A 24449-nucleotide genomic window follows, 5' to 3' on the forward strand; every position below is an offset into this window, starting at 1 on the left:
CGCGACCACGGCCAGCAGGGCCAGTGCCATGAGTCCTTTCTGGATCATGCCTTCTCCACCCGCCACCGCTTCGCGGCCGGCATAGCCCAGGTAGGTAAAGGCAACGGCGCCCGGCAACATGAAAACAAAACTGGCAATGATGTAATGCGACAAACGCAGACGCGTGAGACCCAGGGCATAGTTCAGCAGGTTGAACGGGAACAATGGCACCAGGCGCACGAAGGCAACAAACCGCCAGCCCTCGCCTTCCACACCATTGATCAGTTGTTTCACGCGCCCGCCGGCTTTTTCGGCCACCCAGTCCGATGCCAGGTAGCGCGCAATCAGAAAGGCCAGGGTGGCGCCGAGGGTGGCGCCTGCCAGGTTATACACAGTACCCAGCACCGGGCCGAACAGGGCGCCACCGGCCAGTGTCAGTACCGAACCGGGCAGGAACAGCACAGCGGCCAGTGCATAAATCAGCATAAACAACAGTGGCGCCACCGGGCCGGCATCCTTCACCCAGGCCTCCAGCGCTGCGCCGTCGAACTGGTCGCGGTACACCACGGCCAGTGTCACGGCCGTGGCAAGGCCGATAAACAGGACAATACGCATGAGGTGATTGTTATTCATGATCGGTTTTCCATTGGCGACGGTTGATGGCGTAGTCCTGCACCTTGCCGACAAAGGGAATGGCCAGCATGCCCGGCAACCAGCTGCACCACTTGTCCTCGCGGAAGGTGCGAATGCCAATTGTCATGTTTTCATGTCCGCCTCGCGGCTGTGCACGATAGGTGCCAAACAGGCGATCCCACCAGGGCAGGTTGAATCCGAAGTTACTGTTGGTCTCGTCGTCTTCAACCGAATGATGCACGCGGTGCATGTCCGGTGTAACCACAATGAGCCGAAGGAACCGGTCCAGTGTTTCGGGAAGACGCACATTGCCGTGATTGAACATGGCGGTTGCGTTCAGCAACACCTCGAAAATAATCACCGCAACAACCGGCGGACCGAGCAGCATGATCACGGCAAACTTGATGAGCATGGAGAGCAGGATCTCCAGGGTGTGAAAGCGTGCACCGGTGGTTACGTCAAAATCCATGTCTGCATGGTGTACACGGTGCAGGCGCCACAGTACCGGAATGGCATGCACCATCACGTGCTGCAACCAGATCGTGAAGTCCATGACCACCACGGACACCAGCACGGCCATCCACAACGGCGCATCAATATAGTTGTACAAGCCCCAGCCCTGCTCACTGGCAAACATGGCCATGCCGACGGCAGCCGCGGGAAACACCAGTCGCAGGATAAAACTGTTGAAAAACACCAGACCCAGATTATTGGCCCAACGAACCGCTTTTGACGTCTGCAGCTGACGCCGTGGTGAAATGACCTCCCACAGGCCCATCACCGCGAAAATACCCAGGAAAAAGCCCAGCCGTATGGGCATTTCGTTGCTCATAATAAAGTCATTCAGATTCATGGATCTTTACCCTTTGGCGTTACAGATTGCCCCCAACCGGCGACCTGCTATAATGATATTCTAGCTAACAAGTATTCAATAGATTTATTGAATAATATTATTAGTCGATACCAGAGATATGTCAAGCAGCAACTTCAAACACGACCTATTTGTCCAGTTTGCCCGCGTCGGCAAGGCATTAAGCAATGCCAACCGGCTGGAATTACTGGAATTTATTGCCCAGGGCGAGCGCAGTGTCGATGAACTGGCGAAGGTCTCCGGCCTTACTGTTGCCAATACCTCGCAGCACCTGCAACAGCTGCGCCAGGCCGGCCTGGTGAGCTGCCGTAAGGAAGGGCTGAAAGTGTTCTACACCCTGAGCGGCGATGATGTGATTGGTCTGCTCGACGCCCTGCGCGGGGTTGCCGAACGTCACGTGGCGGATGTGGAAAAACTGGTCAACACCTATCTGACAGTGAAAGACGAACTGGAACCCCTGCCCCGCCAGGAACTTCTTGAACGTGTACGGGACGGCCTGGTTACGGTGCTGGATGTCCGGCCGCCGGAGGAATATGCCGCCGGCCACGTCGCCGGGGCAATCAATGTGCCGATCAACGAACTGGAAAATTACCTCAAAGCCCTTAACCCGGAACAGGAAATCGTTGCCTACTGCCGGGGACCGCACTGTGTACTGGCCTACGATGCTGTTGAGCGCCTGAGAGAAAAGGGTGTGAAAGCACGACGTCTGCAAGACGGTTACCCGGAATGGAAGACTGCCGGGCTGCCGGTCAAGACCGGTACTGGCTGATTAGAGACGGGATGCCGGCCTTCGCCGGCATGACGGTTTGGCAGCCCCCTCCATCACGCCTTTTGTTTAGCGGACATTAATATGCTAATATAGCCCGTTTTTCCGCTGCCGAATTCCACGCCTTAGAGGGCGCCCATGCTTTTTAACTTTGAATGCACCGAAAGGGGCTGCCCAAAGAATGACATACTCTCCGGACTGACCGTCGCCCTCGCGCTGGTACCGGAAGCCGTGGCGTTCGCGTTTGTAGCCGGGGTGGAACCGCTGGTGGGGCTGTATGCCGCATTCATGGTCGGCCTGATTACGGCCGTCATCGGTGGCCGTCCGGGCATGATCTCCGGCGCAACCGGTGCACTGGCCGTGGTCATGGTCAGCCTGGTCGCCGAACACGGTATCGAGTATCTGTTTGCCGCCGTGGTACTGATGGGCGTGATCCAGATTAGCGTGGGGCTGTTAAAGCTCGGCAAGTTTATTCGTATCGTGCCGCACCCGGTGATGCTGGGTTTCGTCAACGGGCTGGCCATTGTCATTTTTCTCGCCCAGTTGAATAACTTCAAGGTCGGAGACGCGAGCGGCGGCCTGCAATGGATGCAGGGCCAGGCCCTGTGGATCATGCTGGGACTGGTTGCCCTGACCATGGCCATCATTCACTTCCTGCCGAAACTGACCACCGCCATACCTTCATCGCTGGCCGCCATACTGGCGGTTTCACTGCTGGTGATTTTCATTGGCCTGGACAGCCGCACGGTCGGCGACCTGGCATCGATTGCCGGCGGTCTGCCGGGCTTCCACATTCCCATGGTACCCTTTGATCTCGAAACACTGAAGATCATCCTGCCCTATTCGATTATTCTTGCCGCCATTGGCCTGATTGAATCGCTGTTGACCATGAGCCTGATCGATGAAATCACCGAAACCCGCGGCAAGGGCAACCGTGAGTGTATCGGCCAGGGCGTCGCCAACAGTGTCACCGGCCTGTTCGGCGGTATGGGTGGCTGCGCCATGATCGGCCAGAGCATCATTAATATAAACTCCGGTGGCCGTGGCCGACTGTCCGGCATCAGCGCCGCACTGTTCCTGCTGCTGTTCATCCTGGCGGCATCCGACCTGATTGAAATGATCCCGCTGGCCGCGCTCACCGGTGTCATGTTCATGGTAGTGATCGGCACTTTCGAGTGGTCGAGCCTGCGCATCTTCCGCAAGATCCCGGTCAGCGATGCTTTTGTGCTGGTACTGGTCTCCGCCGTCACCGTCGCTACCGACCTGGCCATAGCCGTAGTGGTCGGTGTGATTGTGTCCGCACTGGTGTTTGCCTGGGAACATGCCAAGCATATCCGCGTCGACAGTACTATTGATAAAAACGGCTCAAAGATTTACGAACTGCACGGCCCGCTGTTCTTTGCCTCGGTAAAGAACTTCCAGGACTTCTTTAATATCAAGGAAGATCCCGATGATGTTATTATCGAGTTTCAGCATTCACGCGTTATGGACCACTCGGCGATCGAGGCAATAGACACCCTGGCCGAACGCTACCTGAATGCCGGGAAAACCCTGCACCTGCGTCACCTGAGCCCGGAATGCGTAAAGCTGCTGCACAAGGCCGGCGACCTGGTGGAGGTCAACGTCATGGAAGATCCACGCTACCACATTGCCGTCGACGAACTGGCCTGAGCCACACGTCACGTTAACAAACACGTCTCTCCCCATATTCCCGGACAAGGTTAACGACCCGATTCATCGGGGCATATACCTCAAGTGGCATCAAGGAGAGCTTCGGGACAACAACGAGTGTTGTCCTCTCTCCATTCCTCACGCCTGACGCGTGCAGGAACGCTATACCCGGCACAAGCCGGGCAACAGGTATATGTCATGTCAGATTCAAATCAAGTCACCCGTTTTTCGGACCTGGGGCTTGCTCCGGCCCTTTTAAAAGCCATCGAGGATGTTGGCTACGAACAACCCTCCCCGATCCAGGCAGAAAGTATTCCTGTGTTACTGGAAGGCAGGGACCTGCTCGGCCAGGCACAGACAGGAACGGGTAAAACCGCCGCTTTCGCGCTGCCATTGTTATCACGCCTGGACCTGAGCCGGCGTGAGCCACAGCTGCTGGTACTGGCGCCGACGCGCGAGCTGGCGATCCAGGTTTCAGAAGCTTTCCAGACCTACGCGCGTCACCTGAAGAATTTCCATGTGCTGCCCATTTACGGTGGCCAGTCCTACGAGATTCAGTTACGCCAGTTACGACGTGGCGTACACGTTGTGGTCGGCACGCCAGGACGCGTAATGGATCACATGCGCAACGGGAAACTGAAGCTGGACAGCCTGCAGGCACTGGTGCTCGACGAGGCCGACGAAATGCTGCGCATGGGCTTTATCGATGATGTGAAATGGGTGCTGGAACAAACCCCGGACACACGCCAGATCGCACTGTTCTCCGCGACCATGCCGAAAGAGATCCGCAAGGTCGCCGAACAACACCTGAACAAACCTGTCGTCATCAAGGTTGCACAAAAGACCGCAACAGCCGAAACCATACGCCAGCGCTACTGGCCTGTCAGCGGCCTGCACAAACTGGACGCGCTGACGCGTATCCTGGAAGCCGAAGATTTCGATGCCATGCTCATCTTCGTGCGCACCAGGACCGCGACGGTTGAGCTTGCCGAGAAACTGTCTGCCCGTGGCCACGCCGCTGAAGCACTCAATGGCGACATCCAGCAGAAAATGCGCGAACGCATCGTTGACCGGCTGAAGAAGGGACAGATCGATATTCTTGTCGCGACGGACGTGGTGGCACGAGGCCTGGACGTCAAACGTATCAGCCACGTCGTCAACTATGACATCCCGACAGACGTTGAGGCCTACATCCACCGTATCGGCCGTACCGGGCGTGCCGGCAAGCGCGGTGATGCCATCCTGTTTGTCTCACCGCGCGAGAAGCGCCTGCTGCGTGCCATCGAGAAAACCATTCGCCAGCCCATCGAACCGATGCAGATGCCGACGGCAAAAGACATCAACCAGCAACGTGTGCTGAAATTCAAGCAGCGCATTCGTGCCAGCCTGGCGGAACAACAGAATGATTTCTTCTACCAGTTACTGACCGAGGTCCAGGAAGAGGAAGGCGCCGAACCGCTGGAGATTGCAGCTGCGCTGGCTACCCTGCTACAGGGCGACGAACCACTACTGCTTTCCGAGAAAACAGTTAAACCCGTCCGTGAAAGCCGTGGCGGCAAGGACAGCTTCAGGGACGAGAAGCGTCCACCGCGACGAAACAAGTCTGCCGGTTCGGATAAGGCAATTCCGTTAAAAGGTCACCCGGAAGTTGAAATGCTGCGTTTCCGTATCGAGGTCGGTTATGAACACGATGTCAAGCCTGGAAACATCGTTGGCGCTATCGCCAATGAGGCCGACCTCGACAGTGAATATATTGGTCATATCGAAATCTACGAACACCATTCTACCGTAGACCTGCCAGCCGGCATGCCCAGGGAGACATTTATTGCACTGAAAAAGACACGTGTCTGCCAGCAGCGGATGGACATCAGTGTTGCCGGGGAGCCTCGAAACGAGGGGAAGCGCAAACCGCTGTCATTCAAGGCGAAGAAAAAGTCGAGAGCAAAGGCTGGCGCCAAAACCAGGAACACAGGGGTAAAAAGCAAAGCCGCAAAAAGGAGCCGGTAACAAGAATCCGTTTATTCGTCATCCCCACTCGCAGGATTCTCTCCATGCGGAGCCACTGCGCCCAGTCTCGACTCCAGGGCTTCCGCCATATGGACCAGCGTCTTCTCGCGCAGGTGGCTGGCCATAAAATGGTAGTAATTCATCGTACACTCAACCGGTGTGTGCAGTGTCGTTCGGCCGGCATCCTGGAAATCCACCCACGCCAGCACAGGCAAATCGTACTGGCACTGATCCACCACCACCCAGCAGTCCTCTTCCAGAATCAGCACCATCTGCTTCAGACCAGGCAGGTCGATGCGCAGCGGCATATCGAGGTGGAGACGTGCACGTCTCCACAGGTTATACAATGAAGCATCCAGCTTGTCTGTGCGCGCCGCGTAGACCGGCATGTCGTGGATGCGTGTCGTTGTCATCCCGTCAGGCTTGCGAATAACAGCGGTAATTGTTCTGGCAAACGATCCACATGCTCGATGACGGTATAGTTGTTTTCACCGAAAATACGTTTCACGTAGTTGTCTGCGTCAGGATCAAGTGTCAGGCAATAGGTAAGCACGCCATTCGAATACAATTCTTCCACTGCCTTTTTGGTGTCGTGGCGCAAGTGCTGCGGATCGGCCTCATCGATGTCCGCCGGTTCACCATCGGTCACCAGCAGAATCAACTTGCGTCGTTCCTGCTGTTTCAGCAGATGGTGTCCGGCATGGCGCAGTGCAGCGCCCATGCGGGTCGATAACCCGCCTTTCATCCCGGCAAGACGCGCCCTGGCTTCATCGTCGAAGTGCTGATTGAAGTCCTTGAAGCGATAGTACTGCACATCGTGACGGCCATCGGAAGCAAAGCCGTGCAGCGCAAACGGGTCGCCGATACCTTCAATCGCCGTGGCCACCAGGGTGGCCGCTTCCCGGGTCAACTGCAGGATAGTCTTGTCGGTATCACCCACCTGTTCATTGGTTGATTCCGACAGATCCAGCAGCACGACAACCGCCAGGTCACGGGTTTTCAGCACGTTGCGCATGGTGATGCGCGGGTTTGGCTGCTCACCCATGCGCAGTGCAATCATGGCATCGACAGCGGCATTAATATCGATTTCATCGCCATCTTCCAGGCCGCGCTGGCGCTGAACACCGGCTGGCGCCAGCAAATCGATAATCTGCCGGATACGGTGGGCGATCGGTTTATGTTCGGTAAGAATCCTGTCGACTTCTTCCGGATCACCTTTTGGCATACGACGTTCATACACTGTCACCCAGTCAGGGCGGTGCAACTGGATCTGGTAGTCCCATTCCTGGTAATGGTAAGGCTCGGAGACCGGCTCCTTGCCCCACATTTCATTGAAGCTTTTGGTGTTGTCTGTCAGGTCATCCTCGTAGGGACGCATGATATCGCTGCAGGTCCAGATTTCCTGTGCATCGTCACCGGCCAGTTCGCAGTCCACCTCGTGCGCCATCATCAGTGGACTGACCTGGCGCCGAACCTGGCGTTTGCTGGCAGCGATGTATTCAAAACCGGCATCCCAGTTAATGTCCTCGAAGTGCCAGACAATACGGTTGTCGTCCCGGTAGGGAATGCGGTAACGCTCCAGGATGCGCAGGCTGGGTACCGCCTTGCGGCCGGCGAACAGGTTGTACAACTCGATGCCCATCAGCCAGGAGAAATGATTGTCATCCTGGCTGGCCCCGATTTGTGCATGGAATTTTTCCGCAAACCGGTTGAGCTGTTCATCACTGCCTTTCACCTGGCTATCAAGCAACTGCAGGGCCAGTTTTTCCAGCACTGGAACCGTTTCGTGCTCGACCGGCTCGTCGTACTCGGCCAGCATCAACGACTTCCACAACTTCTTCAGCCCCGGAAAACTGTTAATGGCCTTGTACTCGACCCTGGCATCTTCCAGCAGGCCGATAAAAAACATCTGTGCCGGACTGAGTTGCTCGGCGGATACCGAACTATAGGTATAAACCATGTGTGAAGCCATGTGCGCGGCTGTGGCACGATACAACTCAAGGCCGGGGATATCCCCGATATCATCCAGCGCATCCGGTACGTGCAGGATACGGTCTTCGATATAGGGACGGAAGTCGGTGTAATCCGCACCCGTCGGGCGCAGGAAGAAATCGCGGCCCCACAGGGCACGCAGGTAGAAGTTCAACTTGCGCTGGATCTTCACAAACAATACGCCGCGTCGTTCTTTCTCCAGCATGGCGCGACTGTCGGCGGATTCCAGGTTGAAATAGGATGTCAGGTTATTGAAGTCACGCCGGTACGCCTGGGCGCCAAAGTTCGCCCAGCGCCGCAGGCCGCTCAATGTCAGCTTTGAAAGCAGTTCATCGATGTGTGTCAGCATCGGACGCAGGCCGCGCGCCGCGGTAGAAGCAAGCTGGTGAATCAGCGTGAGGTAACCACGCACCAGTTGCGCATCACCGAGATGCCTGGAGACCGTGGGCAAACTGGAAAACAGCAATGTAATGACCTCGCCCGAGGTCATGGACGAGACTTTCATGGCCGCACTGATGCAGTCAGAAATAATATCCTCACCGCACTCCCTGGCCACCAGCGGCATTTCCTGCAGGTAGGTAATCACCAGGTCATCGCCGCGGCGAAGGTTGATCAGTGCCTTTGCACCATCAAGATAGTCCCTCAATCCCGTGGGCGACATGATACGCGCGGCTTCGTGGAAAGTACTATCAAGAACATCCCGGATTTCCGGAACGGTCTCTTCCAGAAACTCCGAGTAATCTTCAAGCTTGATAGACGACATCACTGCACACCATAGGTTAAGTAAAACAACCGTCCACGATCAGTTTGAATCACCCCAGGAACGTCTGTACCGCTGCGTTCAGGGTGTCGCGCATATCCGGGTCGTCCGTCAACGGCGTAATCATAGTGATGCTGCAGGCTGCTTCGGCATCGATCCCCTTGCTGATCAACTGTCCGGCGTACACCAGCAGACGGGTTGAAATACCTTCATCGAGGCCATGCCCCTTGAGGTTGCGGGCACGGTGTGCAACCTGGACAAGCTTTTCAGCGGTTTCCTTGTCGACCCCGGATTCCTTCGTCACAATTGCCACTTCGAGTTCCGCTTCGGGATAGTCGAAGTCCAGGCCGCCAAAACGCTGCTTGGTAGACTGTTTGAGATCCTTCATCAAACTCTGGTAACCCGGGTTATAGGAAATCACCAGCTGGAAGTCCGGGTGTGCCTCGATCAGTTCACCCTTCTTGTCCAGCGGCAGGGAGCGACGGTGATCGGTCAGGGGATGAATGACCACCGTGGTATCCTGGCGTGCTTCAACCACTTCGTCGAGGTAACAGATAGCGCCAATACGGGCGGCTGTCGTCAACGGACCGTCCTGCCATTTGGTGCCGTCCTTGTCGAGCAGAAAACGCCCCACCAGGTCGGATGCCGTCATGTCCTCGTTACAGGCCACGGTAACCAGCGGCCGACCCAGTTTCCAGGCCATGTACTCGACAAAACGCGACTTGCCGCAGCCGGTCGGACCTTTCAGCATCATCGGCATGCGTACGTTATACGCCGCCTCGTAGAGTTCGACTTCCTTGCCGACAGGCTCGTAATACGGCTCATTCTTGATGAGATACTGCGTTGGATCCACGCTTGAATCAGACATAATGATACCCACTCAATTAAGCTTCGAAAGTTACGATTTTATTCTTCGCCTTCTGTTTCATGCTCACCGGACCAACCGGCCGCCCTTGCTTTTTTCATGGCCTCGGCATGAATTTCACGATGACGTTTCGCCAGTGGCTCTGGCAACTGGCTGACCAGGCAGCCATATTTGTCCCACTCGGCATTGACCTTTTGTAACAAAGCATCAATCCCGGCTAGGTTCCAGCCTTCACAGGTCTCGGTCTCGGGAATAAGACCAAACACCCAGGCATCCCGGATAATTTTTCCAATCGTTGTCATGCCGCCATTGATATCGTTATCAATCCCGACATACCGATCCGGTTTATTCATAATTACATCCACTTTAAAGAACCCCGGCTGCACCTGTGTGCAGCCGGGGATTCATACAGCACGTGATGATTTAAACGGTTTTGCCGCGATAGATAACCATCGATGCACCCGCGGACTGGGCGAAGTTATCGAAGCCCAGCAGACGCACATGGTTGTTCGGGTGCGCCGCATGACAGGCTTCTACTTCCTTGAGGATAGCATCGACATCGGTTTCACCGAACATGGGGAGTTTCCACATGTACCAGTAATGGCCGCCGGCGTTCTCGGGTTCCGTATGTTCGATACCCGGGTTCCAGCCCTTGCTGACGATGTACTCGATTTGCTTGCGGATCTGATCGGCCGTCATCTCCGGCAGGTACGAGAAAGTCTCGAACTTCCGGCTTGAGGGATCACTCAGGCTTGATTGGTAATCTTGCATGTTACTGCTCCTAATTTTGCGTAAGGTATCTCTAGTGACTACTTGTGAGAGACGTCGAGTTTGTCAACGGTGTCGAACTCAAACTTGATCTCTTTCCAGGTTTCCATCGCGGCGGCCAGCTCAGGGCTGTGCTTGGCAGCTGCTGTCAGGATATCCTTACCTTCCTTCTCAAGTTCACGACCCATGTTGCGCGCTTCCACACAGGCTTCAACGGCTACGCGGTTGGCTGCTGCGCCGGCTGCGTTACCCCAGGGGTGACCCAGTGTGCCGCCACCAAACTGCAACACGGAATCATCACCGAAGATGTTGACCAGTGCAGGCATGTGCCATACGTGAATACCACCGGAGGCAACCGGCAGAACGCCCGGCATGGCGCCCCAGTCCTGATCGAAGAAGATACCGCGTGAACGGTCTTCCTTGATGTAGGAATCGCGCATGATGTCGATCCAGCCCAGCGTTGCCTCACGGTCGCCTTCCAGCTTGCCGACCACGGTGCCGGAGTGCAGGTGGTCACCACCGGACAGACGCAGGATCTTGGCCAGTACGCGGAAGTGGATACCGTGGTGCGGGTTGCGGTCGAGCACGGCGTGCATGGCGCGGTGAATGTGCAGCAGCATGCCATTGTCCTGACACCACTGTGCCAGCTGGGTGTTGGCCGACCAGCCACCGGTGATGTAGTCGTGCATGATGATCGGTGCGCCGATTTCTTTCGCATACTCGGCACGTTTCATCATTTCGTCAGACGTCGGCGCGGTAACGTTCAGGTAGTGACCTTTACGCTCACCGGTTTCGGCTTCGGCCTTCTGGATAGCCTCCATGACGAAGTCGAAACGGTGACGCCAGCGCATGAATGGCTGGGAGTTTACATTCTCGTCGTCCTTGGTGAAGTCCAGACCACCGCGCAGACCTTCGTAGCAGGCACGGCCGTAGTTCTTGGCCGACAGTCCCAGCTTGGGCTTGATGGTACAACCCAGCAGCGGACGACCGTATTTGTTCAGCAGATCGCGCTCGACCTGGATACCCTGCGGCGGTCCATTACAGGTCATGACATAAGCAATCGGGAAGCGGATATCTTCCAGGCGCAAGGCGCGCAGGGCCTTGAAGCCGAATACGTTACCGACCAGCGATGTCATGACGTTGACAACAGAGCCTTCCTCGAACAGATCGATGGGATAGGCGACGAAGGCGTAGAAACAGGTATCATCACCCGGTACGTCTTCAATGGCGTAGGCACGGCCCTTGTAGTAGTCCAGATCGGTCAACAGATCGGTCCACACCGTGGTCCAGGTACCGGTTGAGGATTCAGCGGCAACGGCTGCTGCCACTTCTTCGCGCGGCACGCCATCCTGCGGCGTCACTTTGAAACAGGCCAGAATATCCGTATCTTTCGGTGTGTAGTCTGGCATCCAGTACGTTTCGCGGTATTCTTTTACACCCGCGTCATAGGTTTTAGCCATCGTGTTCTCCAATGATGTCAGTGAATAAGTGCTTGGCGCGGCCAGCGCCGCGTGATGGACATTATTCAGATTTACGGGTATAAACTGAAATCGATATTTTCTATTTATCTCATAGATAACAACCTATGTCCTACACCGTCGCTGAAAACCTTATCCGCCACGTCACCCTGCGCCAGCTGCAGATCTTTGAGGCCGTCGTTCGTCTCGGCGGTTACACCCGTGCGGCCGAAATGCTGCACCTGAGCCAGCCCACTGTGTCTATGCAGGTAAAAAAACTTAGTGAAACAATTGGATACCCGCTGCTTGAGAAGATGGGCAACCGTCTGCACACCACTGCGGTCGGCGAAGAAGTCTATGCGTCAGCGCAAAACATCCTTGGCAGCATGGTTTCTCTGGGGGAGTCAGCCGCCGCACTTGAAGGCGTGGTCAAGGGGCCGCTGCGCATCGCGGTCATCACCACCGCCAAATATTTCATGCCTCACCTGCTGGGTGCGTTTATCGCCCAGCACCCCGAAGTGAAACCCATCCTGAAAGTCACTAACCGCTCGCGAGTACTCGAACGCCTGAAATCCAATGAAGACGATCTGTTGATTATGGGACAGGTTCCCGTTGAACTGGATGTGGAGGCCTACCCGTTTGTCGATAACGAGCTGGTGGTTGTTGCAAGCCCACGCCACCCGCTCACAAAATGTACATCCATTTCGTTACAGCAGTTGAGCGAAGAACGCTTTCTGGTCCGGGAAGCGGGCTCGGGAACACGCCTGGCCATCGAGCGCCTGTTTGCTGAACAAGGCCTCAAGGTTGAGCCCTATATGGAATTAGGGAGTAGTGAAGCCATCAAGCAGGCCGTGATGGCAGGGCTGGGTATATCGGTACTGTCTCGACAGAACCTGCGACTGGAGCTTGCCGGCAAGCATATCGCCATACTGGATGTAAAAGGCTTCCCGTTATTCTATCGCTGGTATGCAGCACATCTGAAAGGCAAAAAACTGTCGCTGGTGAGCCGAACCTTCCTGCACTTTCTGCTGCAACAGGGCAAGGATATGTTGCAACAGGTCCCGCAGGGACCGCCGGACGCAGAGTGATGGCTCATGCACCGGACACCAGCACCCGACCCGGGTCGACATCGCGTGAAATAACGGGCTTTTTCAGCAACCGGCTGCCGACAGGTCTGTGGTTTGAGAAACACCGGATGACGGGTTCAAATTCCGTGCCTGCTGTTTCATCAAATCGACAATGGCATAGACACCGATGTGACGGTTGGGGGAGAGGTGTTCGTCCAGGTTGAGACGAGTGAAGAGTTCGTCGACATCCAGCTGTTCAATTTCCTCGGCTGTTTTACCCGCGCTGAGCTGAATCAATACCGCCAGCACCCCTTTGATGATACTGGTATCGCAATCGCCGTGGAAACCAACAAGACGGGGGGCATCCTGGTCACGATATGCACAAACCCAGACCTGGCTCATGCAGCCTCTGACCTTGTTGGCGTCGGTCTTCAGTGTTTCGGGCATCGCGGGCAATTTTTCACCCAGCTCGGTCAGGTACTGGTAACGCTGATCCCAGTCACCGAGCAGTTCAAAGATATCGACGATGTCATCCAGTCTGGCCATCATGCCTCCTGTGCCTGATTACACGCTGAAGGATTCGCCACAACCACAGGCATCCTTGACATTGGGATTACGGAACTCGAATCCCTGATTGATGGCATTGTTTTTGAGGTAATCAACCTCAATCCCGTCGATCAAAGGCAGGCTCTGCCTGTCCACCACGACCTTGACGCCGTGGCATTCAAACACAACATCGTCCTCGCCGGCGTCGTCAGCATAATCGACCACGTAGGAAAAACCGGTACAACCCGATTTTTTGGTACCCAGTCGCAGACCCAGACCCTTACCCCGTTTTTCCAGCATGCTCTCGACATGCCTGGCAGCACTCTCGGTTAATTCAACAGCCATGGCTTAATCCTCATCGTGTTCAAAACAGACCCAGCGTCAGTTTTGCTTCATCGCTCATGCAGTCCTGACTCCACGGCGGATCCCATACCAGTTCCACGCAGGCATCGCTGACACCCGCTACGTCCCTGATGGCGGATTCCACCTGACCCGGCAGAATGCCTGCCACCGGACAACCCGGCGCGGTGAGCGTCATTTTGACCAATACTTCCGCCTGCTCGTTGATCTGTATGTCATAGATCAGGCCAAGATCGTAGATGTTCACTGATATTTCCGGGTCATACACCGTGCGCATCGCGGCGATGACATGCTGTTCGAGTGACGCATCCGCCGGCAGCCCGGCAGGTTCGCTGGCGGCTTTGGTTTGACCGTGAAACCAGACGGGTCTTACTTCCATGAGGCTTTACCTCTCGACTTCGACAGCGACATTGAGGGTGTCGCCCAGTTTCCGGGTCGCGGCGTCGCGCAGCACCGGCACGTCGATGCTGTCGAGAACTTCACCGGCAAACCCGAGACACAGCATTTTGCGCGCGGCGGCTTCATCAATACCGCGTGAACGCAGATAAAAAACCTGCTGCGGGTCCAGTTGTCCGACCGTGGTGCCGTGACTGCACTTGACATCATCGGCGTAGATTTCCAGCTGGGGCTTGGTGTCGACCTCGGCATGACGGGTGAGCATCAGGTTGTCATTGCTCAGTTGTGCATCGCTGTGCTGCGCCTGCTTGTCGACCCGTATGCGGCCATCGAACACAGCACGCCCTTTACCGTACAGCACACCCTTGAACTGTTCGCGGCTGACACAACCGGGAACGCTGTGCTGCACGTCCAGATGAAAGTCGGTCAATTGCCCATCACCCACGGTATACAGGCCGTTTAATTCACATATCGCACCTTCCTGTTTGAAGGTGGTGTGGTACTCGGTTCTGGCCCAGGCACCGCCGAACGCCAGGGTGGTGCCCTGATAACGGCTCTGTGCCTGCTGTGACAGATACAGGCTGCTCAAGTGGTAAGCGCTGCGGCTTTCGTCCTGTACACGGTAGTGCTTGAGCGAGGCACCTTTGCCCACTGAAATCTCGGTGAGGGTATTGTGAAAATACGCTGACTGCCCGACGCCGATAAAGCGCTCAATGAGTGTGGCTTTGGCGCCGGCATCCAGCATGATGAGATTGCGCGGCTGTATCAGCAACAATTCCTCGTCAGTCTGGTTCAGATAAATCACTTCAATGGGTCGATCCAGTTCAACCTGACATCCCACATGAAGAAATACCCCGTCATTGACCAGCGCGGTATTCATCGCGGTGAATACATGCTCGGTATGATTGGCGGTTTGACCGAACCAGGTCGCCAGTAATTCGGCATCGGTGGTCAGCCCCGCACGCAAACTGCCCAGGCTCACGCCGTCGGGTAGATCATTGAGACTGGACAGCTGCGGATCGCATCGCCCATTCGTCATCACCAGGCGGTAGCTGTCGAGCGCCGGCAACAAATAATCCTTGATATCCTGAACCGGCAGGTCATCCGTATCGGAGGCCGGCCGAAAGCGTTGCTTGAGCAAGGCTTCGATACTGGTATAGCGCCAGGCTTCCTGCTTGCGATCAAGTACCGGCAGCCCGGTCACCGCCTGTCTGGCTGCGTCGCGTGCCTGCGTAAGCCAGCCCGGACTTTTGCCGGGCAGGCCGGCTTCTGCATCGGTCATCAGCTGTTGAACCCAGCGGCGCTGTTGCTCGACCGTGATCATGCCGCGGTCTCCTCTTCTATCCAGCCATAACCTTTTTCTTCCAGTTCCAGCGCCAGTTGCTTGTCACCCGAACGTACAATGCGGCCATCCACCAGTACGTGCACGCGGTCGGGCTCAATATAATCCAGCAGCCGCTGGTAATGGGTGATCAGGATGATGGAGCGCTCCGGACTGCGCAGTGCATTGACGCCGCCGGCGATAATGCGCAATGCGTCGATATCCAGCCCGGAATCGGTTTCATCGAGGATGGCAAGCCGGGGTTCCAGCATGGCCATTTGCAGAATTTCGTTGCGTTTTTTCTCGCCACCGGAAAAACCGGCATTGACATTGCGCTTGAGCAGTTGTTCATCGAGTTCGACCAGCCGGGCTTTTTCGCGCACCCGCTGCATGAAGGCAAGCGCATCCAGCTCGTCTTCGCCGCGCGCACGGCGTACAGCGTTCAGTGACTCGCGCATGAACATCATATTGTTCACGCCCGGCAGTTCCACCGGGTATTGCATACCCAGGAAGATGCCCTGGTGGGCACGCTGCTCCGGTTCCAGCGCCAGCAGGTCTTCGCCTTCAAACAGAACCTCACCGGCAGTGACCTGATAGCCTTCCCGGCCGGCCAGCACGTGCGACAACGTGCTTTTACCGGAACCGTTCGGCCCCATGATGGCGTGTACTTCGCCACGACCGATCTCCAGGTTCAGCCCGCGAAGGATGGTTTCATCTTCGATGGAAACGTGTAAATTCCTGATGGAAAGCATGTGTCTATCTCCGTTGCTATGCATTTAACCGACCGCGCCTTCCAGCGTGATATTCAATAATTTCTGCGCTTCTACCGCAAACTCCATCGGCAGTTCCTTAAACACTTCCTTGCAGAACCCGTTAACGAGCATCGATACCGCGTTTTCTTCAGAGAGTCCACGTTGCCGGCAATAGAACAACTGGTCCTCGCTCAGCCGGGATGTGGTGGCCTCGTGTTCGACTTTGGCGGTCGGATTGCGCACTTCCAGGTAGGGAAAGGTGTGCGCACCGCAGCGGTCACCGATCAACAGCGAATCACACTGGCTGTGGTTGCGTGCGTTTTCCGCCCGCTGCGTCATACGCACCAGTCCGCGGTAGGTGTTCTGACCCTGCCCCGCGGAGATACCCTTGGAGACAATCGTACTTTTGGTATTACGGCCCATGTGGATCATCTTGGTGCCGGTATCGGCCTGCTGCCTGCCGCGCGTGACAGCGACCGAGTAGAACTCACCCACCGAATCGTCGCCGCGCAAAATACAACTGGGGTATTTCCAGGTGATGGCGGAACCGGTTTCCACCTGGGTCCAGGAGATGTGTGAACGGTCTCCGCGGCAGTCACCGCGTTTGGTGACAAAGTTGTAGATACCTCCACGACCCTGTTCATCACCGGGATACCAGTTCTGTACCGTGGAGTACTTGATGCGTGCATCATCCATGACGATAAGCTCTACCACCGCTGCATGCAGCTGGTTTTCATCACGCATGGGGGCCGTACACCCTTCCAGGTAACTGACATAGCTGCCGGCTTCGGCAACAATCAGCGTACGTTCAAACTGGCCGGTGTTGGCTTCGTTGATGCGGAAATAGGTCGACAGTTCCATCGGGCAACGCACACCTTCCGGGATGTAAACAAAGGTGCCGTCAGTAAACACAGCCGCATTGAGACAAGCAAAATAATTGTCGGTATAGGGCACCACTGACCCGAGATATTGTTTTACCAGCTCGGGATATTCGCGCACCGCCTCTGACATGGCGCAGAAGATGACACCGGCATCGGCCAGGTTTTTACGAAAGGTGGTGGCCACTGACACACTGTCGAATACGGCGTCCACCGCCACACCCGCCAGTGCTTTCTGTTCTTCCAGCGGGATACCCAGTTTGTTGTAGGCATCCAGCAGTTGGGGATCAACCTCATCGAGGCTTTTGGGGCCATCGCCTTTTTTCTTTGGCGCGGAGTAATAGGAAATGGCCTGAAAATCGATCGGCGGATGCTGCACATGCGCCCATTCCGGATCGACCATGGTCAGCCAGTGACGATAGGCTTTCAGCCGGGACTCCAGCATCCAGTCCGGCTCGTTCTTTTTGGCGGAAATCAGGCGGATCGTGCCTTCATCCAGACCGGGCGGCACCGTATCCGACTCGATGTCGGTCACGAAACCGTGTTCGTAGCCGGACCCGATCAGGTTCTTGACTGTTTCCTGTGTTGAACTCATGCGCTTTAGACTCTCTGAATGAATACCTGAGTATTTTACTAAGGTATTAGAGTGTGCGCCTTTTTATTTCCAATTTCAATTGGGGCGCCTTTAGCGTCTGTCGTCGCGCGTTGCGTTCCTCGGTGCGAACCGCCGACCGCCTGGCTTTCAGCCGTTCAGGCGGGCTATACTCTTATACCAATCAGTAGGTTATGTTGTCCTGTCACCCGCTTGTCAAGCCCGTTGGCATTGCCACATCCATTACTTGCATGTACAACCACTTTCATTTAGGCTTCCCGCATGTTCGAACGATGCCTCTACTTCAACCTCAACGCGCTGACACGCAAGGTGAGCCGTGTCTGGGAAACCGAGTTCCGCCAGGCCGGCCTGTCCCCACCTCACGCCTACCTCCTGCGCCTAGTGCTTGACGAGCCCGGGCTTTCCCATAAGCAGCTTGCTGAAGCACTGCACCTGGACCCGTCAACGGTGACGCGTTTTGTCGACGCACTGGCTGCACGCCACCTGGTGCGCCGGGATACCAGCAGCAGTGACCGGCGTTCTGCCACCGTGTTCCCGACCCGGGAGGGAAAACGCTTGCAGAAAAAACTGGAGAAAATCGGCGACGCGTTGTTCCAGACGCTGCGCAAGCGCATTGGCGACAAGCCTTTCCGTCAGCTGGTCAACAGTTTGCGGGAGACACGAATTATGCTGGACGACAACAAATGAAGCCGTCATGAAACTGTTCTACTCCGGAACCTCACCCTACTCCCGCAAGGTCAGACTGGTGATCCATGAAAAGGGACTCAATCAGGCTGTCACCTGTGTAACCTGCAACCCTTTCGACAACGCGTCTGAGCTTGAAGCAGAGAACCCGCTGGGCAAGGTGCCCACACTGGTCCTGGATAATGGAACACCTCTGTATGACAGCCCGGTGATCTGTGAGTACCTCGACACCCTGACCGCCGAGCGGCTGTTGCCGGCGTCCGGCATGGCGCGCTGGACGGTCCTGCGCTGGCAGGCGCTGTGCGACGGGATACTCGATGCCGCCTATAACATCGTTATGGAGCGGCGCAGGCCGGCTCAGGAACAATCCGCTGACTGGATCGCGCAGTGGGAAATCCAGATCCGCCGTTCGCTGGACACTGTGAACGGCAACCTCGGCACACTGCCCGGACACATCTCACTGGCACAACTGTCACTGGGCGCATCCCTGGGTTATCTGGATTTCCGTCTGCCTGATCCGGGTTGGCGGCATCAACGCCCGGAGCTGGCTGCCTGGTATGAGGATTTTTCCACACGAGATGCCATGCAAAACACACAGCCTGGACAAGATATGCCGGGGTGACTGGCCCTAAAGACCCGGGAAGGAAAGCACGTTCTTTTTTACCGTGTAGGTGGTGGCGGTATCGATATCCTGAGAATACTGCACGGGCGCATGGATATCGAACATCGCAGGTAGAGGATCTGGTTTTCGCACCACCCGAATTACTGCCAAGCGAATCAGCCCTGCACGAGAATCATACGCTTTTGATTACATGACAAATGCAGCACGGTCCCGATAGCACGATTCTGGTTGTTCCTTCCAGAATTTGTATATATGATCGATATACACTAATGTATACCGATCATATATACGACAGGAGGCTATCCCGATGGCTCAAACACAAAATCGTGCAGCGCCGATTAATATCCGCGCCCGCACCACTCAGCGCAACCTGATCGACAAGGCCGCTGCAATGCTCAACAAGAACCGCTCGGACTTCATGCTGGAGGCCGCCTGCCGTGAGGCCGAAAATGTCCTGCTTGACCAGCGGCTCTTTTTGGCGGACGACACGGCCTGGCAGGCATTCGAGTCACTCATCAACGCGCCGGTCAAAGACAACCCCGCTCTCCGCCAACTGTTACATGACAAGGCACCATGGGAAAAATAACGGCGCCGGCGCCGATTACCGAGGCTCACCTCATTGAATCGTTCTCATGCGGTGTCCCGGTACTGGATGAATGGCTTAAACGCCGTGCGTTCAGGAATGAAGTTTCCGGGGCATCCCGCACCTTCGTCATTTGTCAGGATAACCAGGTCGTCGGTTATTACACGCTGGCGAGTGGCAGCATCGAACATCACGACGCGCCAGGGAAAGTACGCCGTAATATGCCCAAGCCGATACCCGTCATGGTGCTTGGAAGACTCGCCGTCGATCAACGGTGTCAACAGGCAGGCCTGGGGCGGGGTCTGCTGAAAGATGCCCTGTTGCGCACCCTGTCGGTGTCGAAACAGGCAGGCATCCGGGCGTTACTTGTGCATACCCTCTCGGAAGAAACAAAGCGCTTCTACACCCGTAACGGGTTTATCGAATCTCCGCTCGACCCCATGACCTTGATGGTTACATTGCAGGATGCAGCACGCTACCTGTAAGGTGCCCATTTTGCCTGACAACGCGGGGTGATTCAGAGCTGAATCCCGCAAAAGTCCCGCATGGTTTACCTGGTGTCTTTTGCGGTTGTGGGGGGAATATTCCCCTGTAAGTCTCATGAACGCCAGGTCATCCGTGCTTGCCGGTCATGGCATCCATGATGCTGGCTCAGCCGGTCAGGTTACCGTAGACGAATAGAACGGGGATGGCAGTTCCGGGCAGGCCCGGTAGACATGCCGGAATACCGACTCCCAACCGACTTGCTTTTCCAGGTACTCGGCCGTGGTTTGCTGAAACCAGGGTATCTTCGGTACAGGGCATCAACCGGCCTGCCACAAGCAGGAGACAGGTACGGCGTACAGGTTCTCGCCAAAGGGGGTAATCGCATCCCCGTCGTAGAGCAGCACACCCACCGCAAAACGCCGGCCCGCCGCATTTTTCAGTTTGCGCAAACCTCTGAAATCACCCGCTACCACCGTAGCGGCAGCCTTGACCTCGATACCGGAGAGCTTGCCCCCGGACTCCATCACCACATCCACCTCATCGCCGTCCTTGTCACGGAAGTGGTAAAAACCTACGGGTTCTTCCTGCCAGCTCGCCTGCCGCCGCAATTCCTGATAGATAAAGGTTTCCAGCAACTGGCCATACAGGGCGCGATCGTCCCACAAGGTCTTTGCATTGACCCCGAGCAAGGCACAGGCCAGACCGGTATCGCCAAGATGCAACCTGGGTTTCTTGATGAGACGGCGCAGACGATTGCTGTGCCACGGCGGCAGTTCATCGAGCAGAAAGATTCTCGCCAGCAGGGTCATGTAGTCACGGATGGTGGGGCGACTCAACTGAAATGGCGCGGCCAGATCAGCGACATTCAGCAGCCTTGCTGTTTGACCCGCAGCCAATGCCAGCAGCCGTGGCAAGGCATCCAGCGCGCTGATACGCGCCAGGTCGCGCACATCGCGCTGCACCAGGGTATCGACATAATCACGATACCAGGCCGCGCGGCGGCCTTCGGTGGCGCGCGCCAATGCCGCCGGATAACCGCCAGCAACCACAAGCCCGGCCAGCTTCCGCGCCATGCGGCGGCCCGCCTTGCCCGCCTTGAAACCCTTGCCGAACAGGCTTGCCAGAAACCGGGGTTCGGCGCCCGCCAATTCGGCCTGGGACAGCGGATGCAGCCGTAATATCTCCATGCGCCCCGCCAGCGAATCGCCCAGTTTGGGCACCAGCAGCACATTGGCCGAACCCGTCAGGATAAACCGACCCGGTTGCCGCCGGGCATCGACACTGGCCTTCAGCGAAGTAAACAACTCCGGTACCCGCTGCACTTCGTCCAGCACCACCTTCTCCGGCAGATCCGCCACATAGCCCACCGGATCCGCCTGCGCCGAAGCCCGCTGCACGTCGTCATCAAAACTCAGATAGGTAAAGCCCGCCGCGTCCCCCACCTGCCGGGCCAGCGTGGTCTTGCCGCACTGCCGCGGCCCGTGGATCAAAACCACCGGGGTATCGGTCAGCGCCTCGTTGACCCGCGGCAGCAGGAATCGTGGATGTAAAACAGGCTCGGTCATACCGGCCAAGTGTAACCCTGGTTTCGGCCAAACGAAAGGTTTTATTCGGCTGTTTGAAAGGTTTTGGCCCGCCTGAATGAAGGGATCAAACCAACCCTCTGCACACCATTGATTAGCCCAATCCCAACCAGCAATGGAACGAAATACCACAGATTTAGTTTGAAAAACAGCGTATTACCCAATTTCTGTAAGATGAGGGGCAGCCATTCTCTCCGACGAGAATCCTGCCCTTGCTGTTAAACAGCACAGGATCGCCGGCCTCATCGACAAAATAGTGGATGATCGGCCCGTCATGCGCAGTAAATATCTCCCACAATTGAATTTACCCGTGCCACAGCACATCCAGCATCCAGTGAGTTGTAATCCTCATGAACGCCGGGTCGATCAGTCAAATAACAGCTTCAGCTGACTGGCGATCTTCTGAAACCGCTTTTCGCGTGTCCAGATCAAGGCCGTATCGGCCAATGCGGTCGATGCCAGAAGATGGGTATCGATATAACCGACCCCGTGCCCCATCAGTTTGTTACTTTCGATGAAGTGCAACACCTCTTCATGAGAGGCTACCGGTGCCTGGGACAGATCATTGAGCAGCCTGAGTACCTCATTGCGCTTGCGCAGATTCCCGCAGGCCAGCTCACCAATCACAAAGGAGTGCGCCAGTATCTGGCTGCTGTCGAGTAGTTCAATAAGTCGCTCGTCTCCGCAGATGATCGATCCAGACCGAGGTATCGACCAGGATCATGCGGCCGGATCGGACTGCCGGCGGGGTATCGGTTTCAGTTGGGGTTCGCTGCCACCCAGCTTCGCCAGCCGGCGGGCGCTCTCGCGTTCGATCAGGGCGCGCAATCCCTCACGCACCAGCGCGACTTTCTCACTCACCCCGGTCACCCGTTGGGCCTCTGCCAACAATTCGTCATCGATATTCAGTGTGGTTCTCATGGGACGCTCCCGTCGTCAGAAGGCACGAATAACGACATCGTTTGATGCTATATTTCATACGTTGATTGTGCAAGGGTCGCCGTATCTGCCATTCCCCACGTATTGAACTATCATACACCTAGTCGTTCCTTATCCAGTCTGCCTACAACATCTGCGTATGTAACGGGATGCTTACCCAGAAGCTCCGAGAGTCTCTTACCATCCAGCACGAGCACTGAGTACTGTTTGGCTGCTTTTCTGGTCTTTGTGCCCAGTCGCACAGCGTTAGTGGCGAAAACCAAACAATCAACTTGTTTGTCAAGCTCTGCCTCATATTTAACTTTCGCTGAATGAACCTCAGTAACCGCTCGGTATCCGTCATAGGTTCGGCTACCGGTATGTTTGCACTGTACCAGCGTAGCGCCACTCCCTTTGGTAAGAACTACATCCGCACCGTAATCTCCACCACTGTGTGTCAACCAACAGCTTTCTGATTGATATTCCCTTAGAAGCAGCTCAGCACACAATGCCTCAAACTGCTGCCAGCTCAGTCTGGCCACCTCGTCAAACGAGATACGCTGAGAGGGAGACCAGCCGCCCTTCTTGAAGCCATCAGGTAAAGGTATGACTTGCTCCGGCGTTACAACTGCGTCTTTCAGCAGGCTCTTCTTAGTCAGAAGCTGGTGTAGATTGACATCGAAGGATTGAAAGTTTGGATGGTGAATTAGGGGGATGAACACGTTCACGTCCCGCTCTTGTCCAATACGGTATACACGATCAGTTGCTTGCGCTTCTTTCGCCGGATTCCAGTGACGCTCCAGATGAATCACATTATTGGCACCTACGACGGTAAGACCGACACCCGCCGCTACTGGTGACATGATGATGATATTGAATCCTTCCTTCTCCTCGAAGGCTTTAATCATACTTTTTCGGGTCGGACTGCTTGCTCGTTTTGCTACGGCCTTTGCGTCTCCATTGATAATGGAAATCGGTGGCAGTGAATACGTTCTGGACAAAGCCAAAGAAAGAAACGATTGGAGCTTCTTGTTTATCGTAAAAATAATGCACTTCTCTTTTCGCCCCTTAATCTCATCAAGAACTGACAACAAGCTTTGAAACTTGCCGGATTCTCGCATCAAGACGTCGAGGTCACTCGAATTGCCAGTTGAGTCCAAGCCACCGAATACCAGCCTTGGATGTAATGAGACATCCCTGAGCCGTTGCAACGCGGCAAGCGCAACGTTATTTTCAGAGCTTGCCGCATTCGAAAGAATCGAATCGTATGACTCAAGTTGTCCTTCGCTGAGCGTAGAGTGAAGCACTGGGAGATAAGTCCAGTCCGGGTTATCCATTCCGACAAATATGTTCTTATCAGGAAGACCATCAAGATTGTCTTCTTTTACACGCCGCAGCATAAGAGCACCAACACGCTCACGGAGCTGTCGACCAACAACGCCTCGTACATGCTCTATCTCATCACCTGCTGCACGCAAGATAGGTGTGATGTATTCATCGCGAAATGCCTGGTAACTGTCCAGATAACCAGGACAAGCGGTATCCATCAGGCACTATAAGCGTTTCATCAAACTCTTTCCATAAGTGCCCTGCGTTGTGTCTAACCTTACTGGCTTTATCTCGGAGTTCTTGACGATTCATAACAACAGACTGTGAAGTCTCGTTTTTCAGCAGCTTTCGAATCCAGCTGGTTCGTAAGTAGGCTTTTAACACTGCCACCAAGGAAAAAAATAAACAACACAGCCACACCGATGAGGACGGCAACAAACAGCGCACTAAGTTGTTCAGCAGTCTCTGGATATACCCCAAGTGTTCCGAAATCCGGAAATAATCCTGCCAAATTCAACTGGTCTTCGTTAGCGTTCATATCT

The 24449-nt window shown here is 55.7% G+C and carries 28 protein-coding genes; 9 read left to right on the top strand and 19 right to left on the bottom strand.

All coding sequences use genetic code 11. The annotated features are described in order from the left end of the window. Positions 1 to 612: TVP38/TMEM64 family protein (locus tag ACW81B_RS02215; protein WP_491578570.1), on the bottom strand; the 612-nt coding region annotated here is incomplete at its 3' end. Next, a complete protein-coding gene (locus tag ACW81B_RS02220) occupies positions 605 to 1465 on the bottom strand; it encodes a sterol desaturase family protein (protein ID WP_491578571.1) in 861 nt (286 codons plus the stop codon). The genes ACW81B_RS02220 and ACW81B_RS02215, both read right to left, overlap by 8 nt. A 118-nt stretch (positions 1466 to 1583) precedes the next feature. Between ACW81B_RS02220 and ACW81B_RS02225 the strand changes: the two genes are divergently transcribed. From ACW81B_RS02225 to ACW81B_RS02235, 3 genes are all read left to right on the top strand, one after another. Further along, on the top strand, positions 1584 to 2252 hold the full coding sequence (locus tag ACW81B_RS02225) for an ArsR/SmtB family transcription factor (protein WP_491578572.1): 669 nt from the start codon (positions 1584 to 1586) through the stop codon (positions 2250 to 2252). A 135-nt stretch (positions 2253 to 2387) separates the two neighbouring features. Continuing rightward, positions 2388 to 3920 (top strand): SulP family inorganic anion transporter, encoded by a 1533-nt coding sequence (locus tag ACW81B_RS02230; protein ID WP_491578573.1) that lies wholly within the window; start codon positions 2388 to 2390, stop codon positions 3918 to 3920. Positions 3921 to 4118: 198 nt separating this feature from the next. Beyond that, entirely contained in the window at positions 4119 to 5927 is a 1809-nt protein-coding gene (locus ACW81B_RS02235) for a DEAD/DEAH box helicase (protein ID WP_491578574.1), read from the top strand. Positions 5928 to 5938: 11 nt separating this feature from the next. Here ACW81B_RS02235 and ACW81B_RS02240 read toward each other — a convergent pair whose 3' ends face one another. The 6 genes from ACW81B_RS02240 to ACW81B_RS02265 all read right to left on the bottom strand — a co-directional run bounded on the left by ACW81B_RS02240 (position 5939) and on the right by ACW81B_RS02265 (position 11772). Further along, positions 5939 to 6340, bottom strand: a complete 402-nt coding sequence (locus ACW81B_RS02240) for a hypothetical protein (RefSeq protein ID WP_491578575.1) — start codon at positions 6338 to 6340, stop codon at positions 5939 to 5941. Then, a complete protein-coding gene (locus ACW81B_RS02245) occupies positions 6337 to 8682 on the bottom strand; it encodes a nitric oxide reductase activation protein NorD (protein WP_491578576.1) in 2346 nt (781 codons plus the stop codon). The genes ACW81B_RS02240 and ACW81B_RS02245 overlap by 4 nt, the downstream gene beginning before the upstream one ends. Positions 8683 to 8731: 49 nt before the next feature. After that, positions 8732 to 9547 (bottom strand): CbbQ/NirQ/NorQ/GpvN family protein, encoded by an 816-nt coding sequence (locus ACW81B_RS02250; protein ID WP_491578577.1) that lies wholly within the window; start codon positions 9545 to 9547, stop codon positions 8732 to 8734. Positions 9548 to 9585: 38 nt separating this feature from the next. Next, positions 9586 to 9897: a hypothetical protein gene (locus ACW81B_RS02255; RefSeq protein ID WP_491578578.1), complete on the bottom strand. Its 312-nt coding sequence runs from the start codon at positions 9895 to 9897 to the stop codon at positions 9586 to 9588. Between the two features lie 70 nt (positions 9898 to 9967). Then, positions 9968 to 10315 (bottom strand): ribulose bisphosphate carboxylase small subunit, encoded by a 348-nt coding sequence (locus tag ACW81B_RS02260; protein ID WP_491578579.1) that lies wholly within the window; start codon positions 10313 to 10315, stop codon positions 9968 to 9970. 38 nt (positions 10316 to 10353) lie between these two features. Further along, entirely contained in the window at positions 10354 to 11772 is a 1419-nt protein-coding gene (locus tag ACW81B_RS02265; RefSeq protein WP_491578580.1) for a form I ribulose bisphosphate carboxylase large subunit, read from the bottom strand. Positions 11773 to 11897: 125 nt separating this feature from the next. On the opposite strand from ACW81B_RS02265, the gene ACW81B_RS02270 reads away from it, so the two are divergent. Further along, on the top strand, positions 11898 to 12857 hold the full coding sequence (locus tag ACW81B_RS02270; RefSeq protein WP_491578581.1) for a LysR family transcriptional regulator: 960 nt from the start codon (positions 11898 to 11900) through the stop codon (positions 12855 to 12857). A gap of 63 nt (positions 12858 to 12920) precedes the next feature. Here the strand turns inward: ACW81B_RS02270 and ACW81B_RS02275 are convergent, their stop codons facing one another. From ACW81B_RS02275 to sufB, 6 genes are read right to left on the bottom strand one after another with little or no spacing between them, the layout of a single operon-like run. After that, positions 12921 to 13382 carry a SufE family protein gene (locus ACW81B_RS02275; protein WP_491578596.1) on the bottom strand — a complete coding sequence of 154 codons (462 nt, stop codon included), beginning with the start codon at positions 13380 to 13382 and terminating at the stop codon, positions 12921 to 12923. An 18-nt stretch (positions 13383 to 13400) separates the two neighbouring features. Beyond that, positions 13401 to 13727, bottom strand: a complete 327-nt coding sequence (locus tag ACW81B_RS02280) for a HesB/IscA family protein (protein ID WP_491578582.1) — start codon at positions 13725 to 13727, stop codon at positions 13401 to 13403. Between the two features lie 19 nt (positions 13728 to 13746). Beyond that, on the bottom strand, positions 13747 to 14121 hold the full coding sequence (locus ACW81B_RS02285; RefSeq protein WP_491578583.1) for an SUF system Fe-S cluster assembly protein: 375 nt from the start codon (positions 14119 to 14121) through the stop codon (positions 13747 to 13749). Positions 14122 to 14127: 6 nt separating this feature from the next. Further along, entirely contained in the window at positions 14128 to 15462 is a 1335-nt protein-coding gene (sufD, locus tag ACW81B_RS02290; RefSeq protein WP_491578584.1) for a Fe-S cluster assembly protein SufD, read from the bottom strand. Next, on the bottom strand, positions 15459 to 16211 hold the full coding sequence (gene sufC / locus ACW81B_RS02295) for a Fe-S cluster assembly ATPase SufC (protein WP_491578585.1): 753 nt from the start codon (positions 16209 to 16211) through the stop codon (positions 15459 to 15461). The genes sufD and sufC overlap by 4 nt, the downstream gene beginning before the upstream one ends. 24 nt (positions 16212 to 16235) lie before the next feature. After that, the gene (gene sufB / locus ACW81B_RS02300; RefSeq protein WP_491578586.1) at positions 16236 to 17684 is read right to left on the bottom strand and encodes a Fe-S cluster assembly protein SufB; all 1449 of its coding nucleotides are present in this window, start codon (positions 17682 to 17684) and stop codon (positions 16236 to 16238) included. 279 nt (positions 17685 to 17963) lie between these two features. On the opposite strand from sufB, the gene ACW81B_RS02305 reads away from it, so the two are divergent. From ACW81B_RS02305 to ACW81B_RS02325, 5 genes are all read left to right on the top strand, one after another. Then, positions 17964 to 18389, top strand: a complete 426-nt coding sequence (locus ACW81B_RS02305; RefSeq protein ID WP_491578587.1) for a MarR family winged helix-turn-helix transcriptional regulator — start codon at positions 17964 to 17966, stop codon at positions 18387 to 18389. 7 nt (positions 18390 to 18396) lie between these two features. Beyond that, positions 18397 to 19008 (top strand): glutathione S-transferase N-terminal domain-containing protein, encoded by a 612-nt coding sequence (locus ACW81B_RS02310; RefSeq protein WP_491578588.1) that lies wholly within the window; start codon positions 18397 to 18399, stop codon positions 19006 to 19008. Next, on the top strand, positions 19009 to 19122 hold the full coding sequence (locus tag ACW81B_RS02315; protein WP_491578597.1) for a type II toxin-antitoxin system RelE/ParE family toxin: 114 nt from the start codon (positions 19009 to 19011) through the stop codon (positions 19120 to 19122). It begins immediately after the preceding gene. A 193-nt stretch (positions 19123 to 19315) separates the two neighbouring features. Continuing rightward, on the top strand, positions 19316 to 19594 hold the full coding sequence (locus ACW81B_RS02320) for a type II toxin-antitoxin system TacA family antitoxin (protein WP_491578589.1): 279 nt from the start codon (positions 19316 to 19318) through the stop codon (positions 19592 to 19594). Further along, a complete protein-coding gene (locus ACW81B_RS02325) occupies positions 19582 to 20076 on the top strand; it encodes a GNAT family N-acetyltransferase (protein WP_491578590.1) in 495 nt (164 codons plus the stop codon). Before ACW81B_RS02320 ends, ACW81B_RS02325 begins: the two co-directional genes overlap by 13 nt. Before the next feature lie 318 nt (positions 20077 to 20394). Here the strand turns inward: ACW81B_RS02325 and ACW81B_RS02330 are convergent, their stop codons facing one another. The 5 genes from ACW81B_RS02330 to ACW81B_RS02350 all read right to left on the bottom strand — a co-directional run. Next, on the bottom strand, positions 20395 to 21642 hold the full coding sequence (locus tag ACW81B_RS02330) for an ATP-binding protein (RefSeq protein WP_491578591.1): 1248 nt from the start codon (positions 21640 to 21642) through the stop codon (positions 20395 to 20397). A 384-nt stretch (positions 21643 to 22026) separates the two neighbouring features. After that, positions 22027 to 22287 carry a type II toxin-antitoxin system VapC family toxin gene (locus ACW81B_RS02335; protein ID WP_491578592.1) on the bottom strand — a complete coding sequence of 87 codons (261 nt, stop codon included), beginning with the start codon at positions 22285 to 22287 and terminating at the stop codon, positions 22027 to 22029. Between the two features lie 93 nt (positions 22288 to 22380). Beyond that, positions 22381 to 22581, bottom strand: coding sequence for a type II toxin-antitoxin system VapB family antitoxin (locus ACW81B_RS02340; RefSeq protein WP_491578593.1), 201 nt, complete (start codon positions 22579 to 22581; stop codon positions 22381 to 22383). Between the two features lie 110 nt (positions 22582 to 22691). Next, positions 22692 to 24125 (bottom strand): restriction endonuclease, encoded by a 1434-nt coding sequence (locus ACW81B_RS02345; protein WP_491578594.1) that lies wholly within the window; start codon positions 24123 to 24125, stop codon positions 22692 to 22694. A gap of 68 nt (positions 24126 to 24193) precedes the next feature. Next, a partial coding sequence (locus ACW81B_RS02350) for a hypothetical protein (protein ID WP_491578595.1) occupies positions 24194 to 24449 on the bottom strand: 256 nt, incomplete at its 5' end.

Source organism: Thiogranum sp. (genome assembly GCF_058323355.1).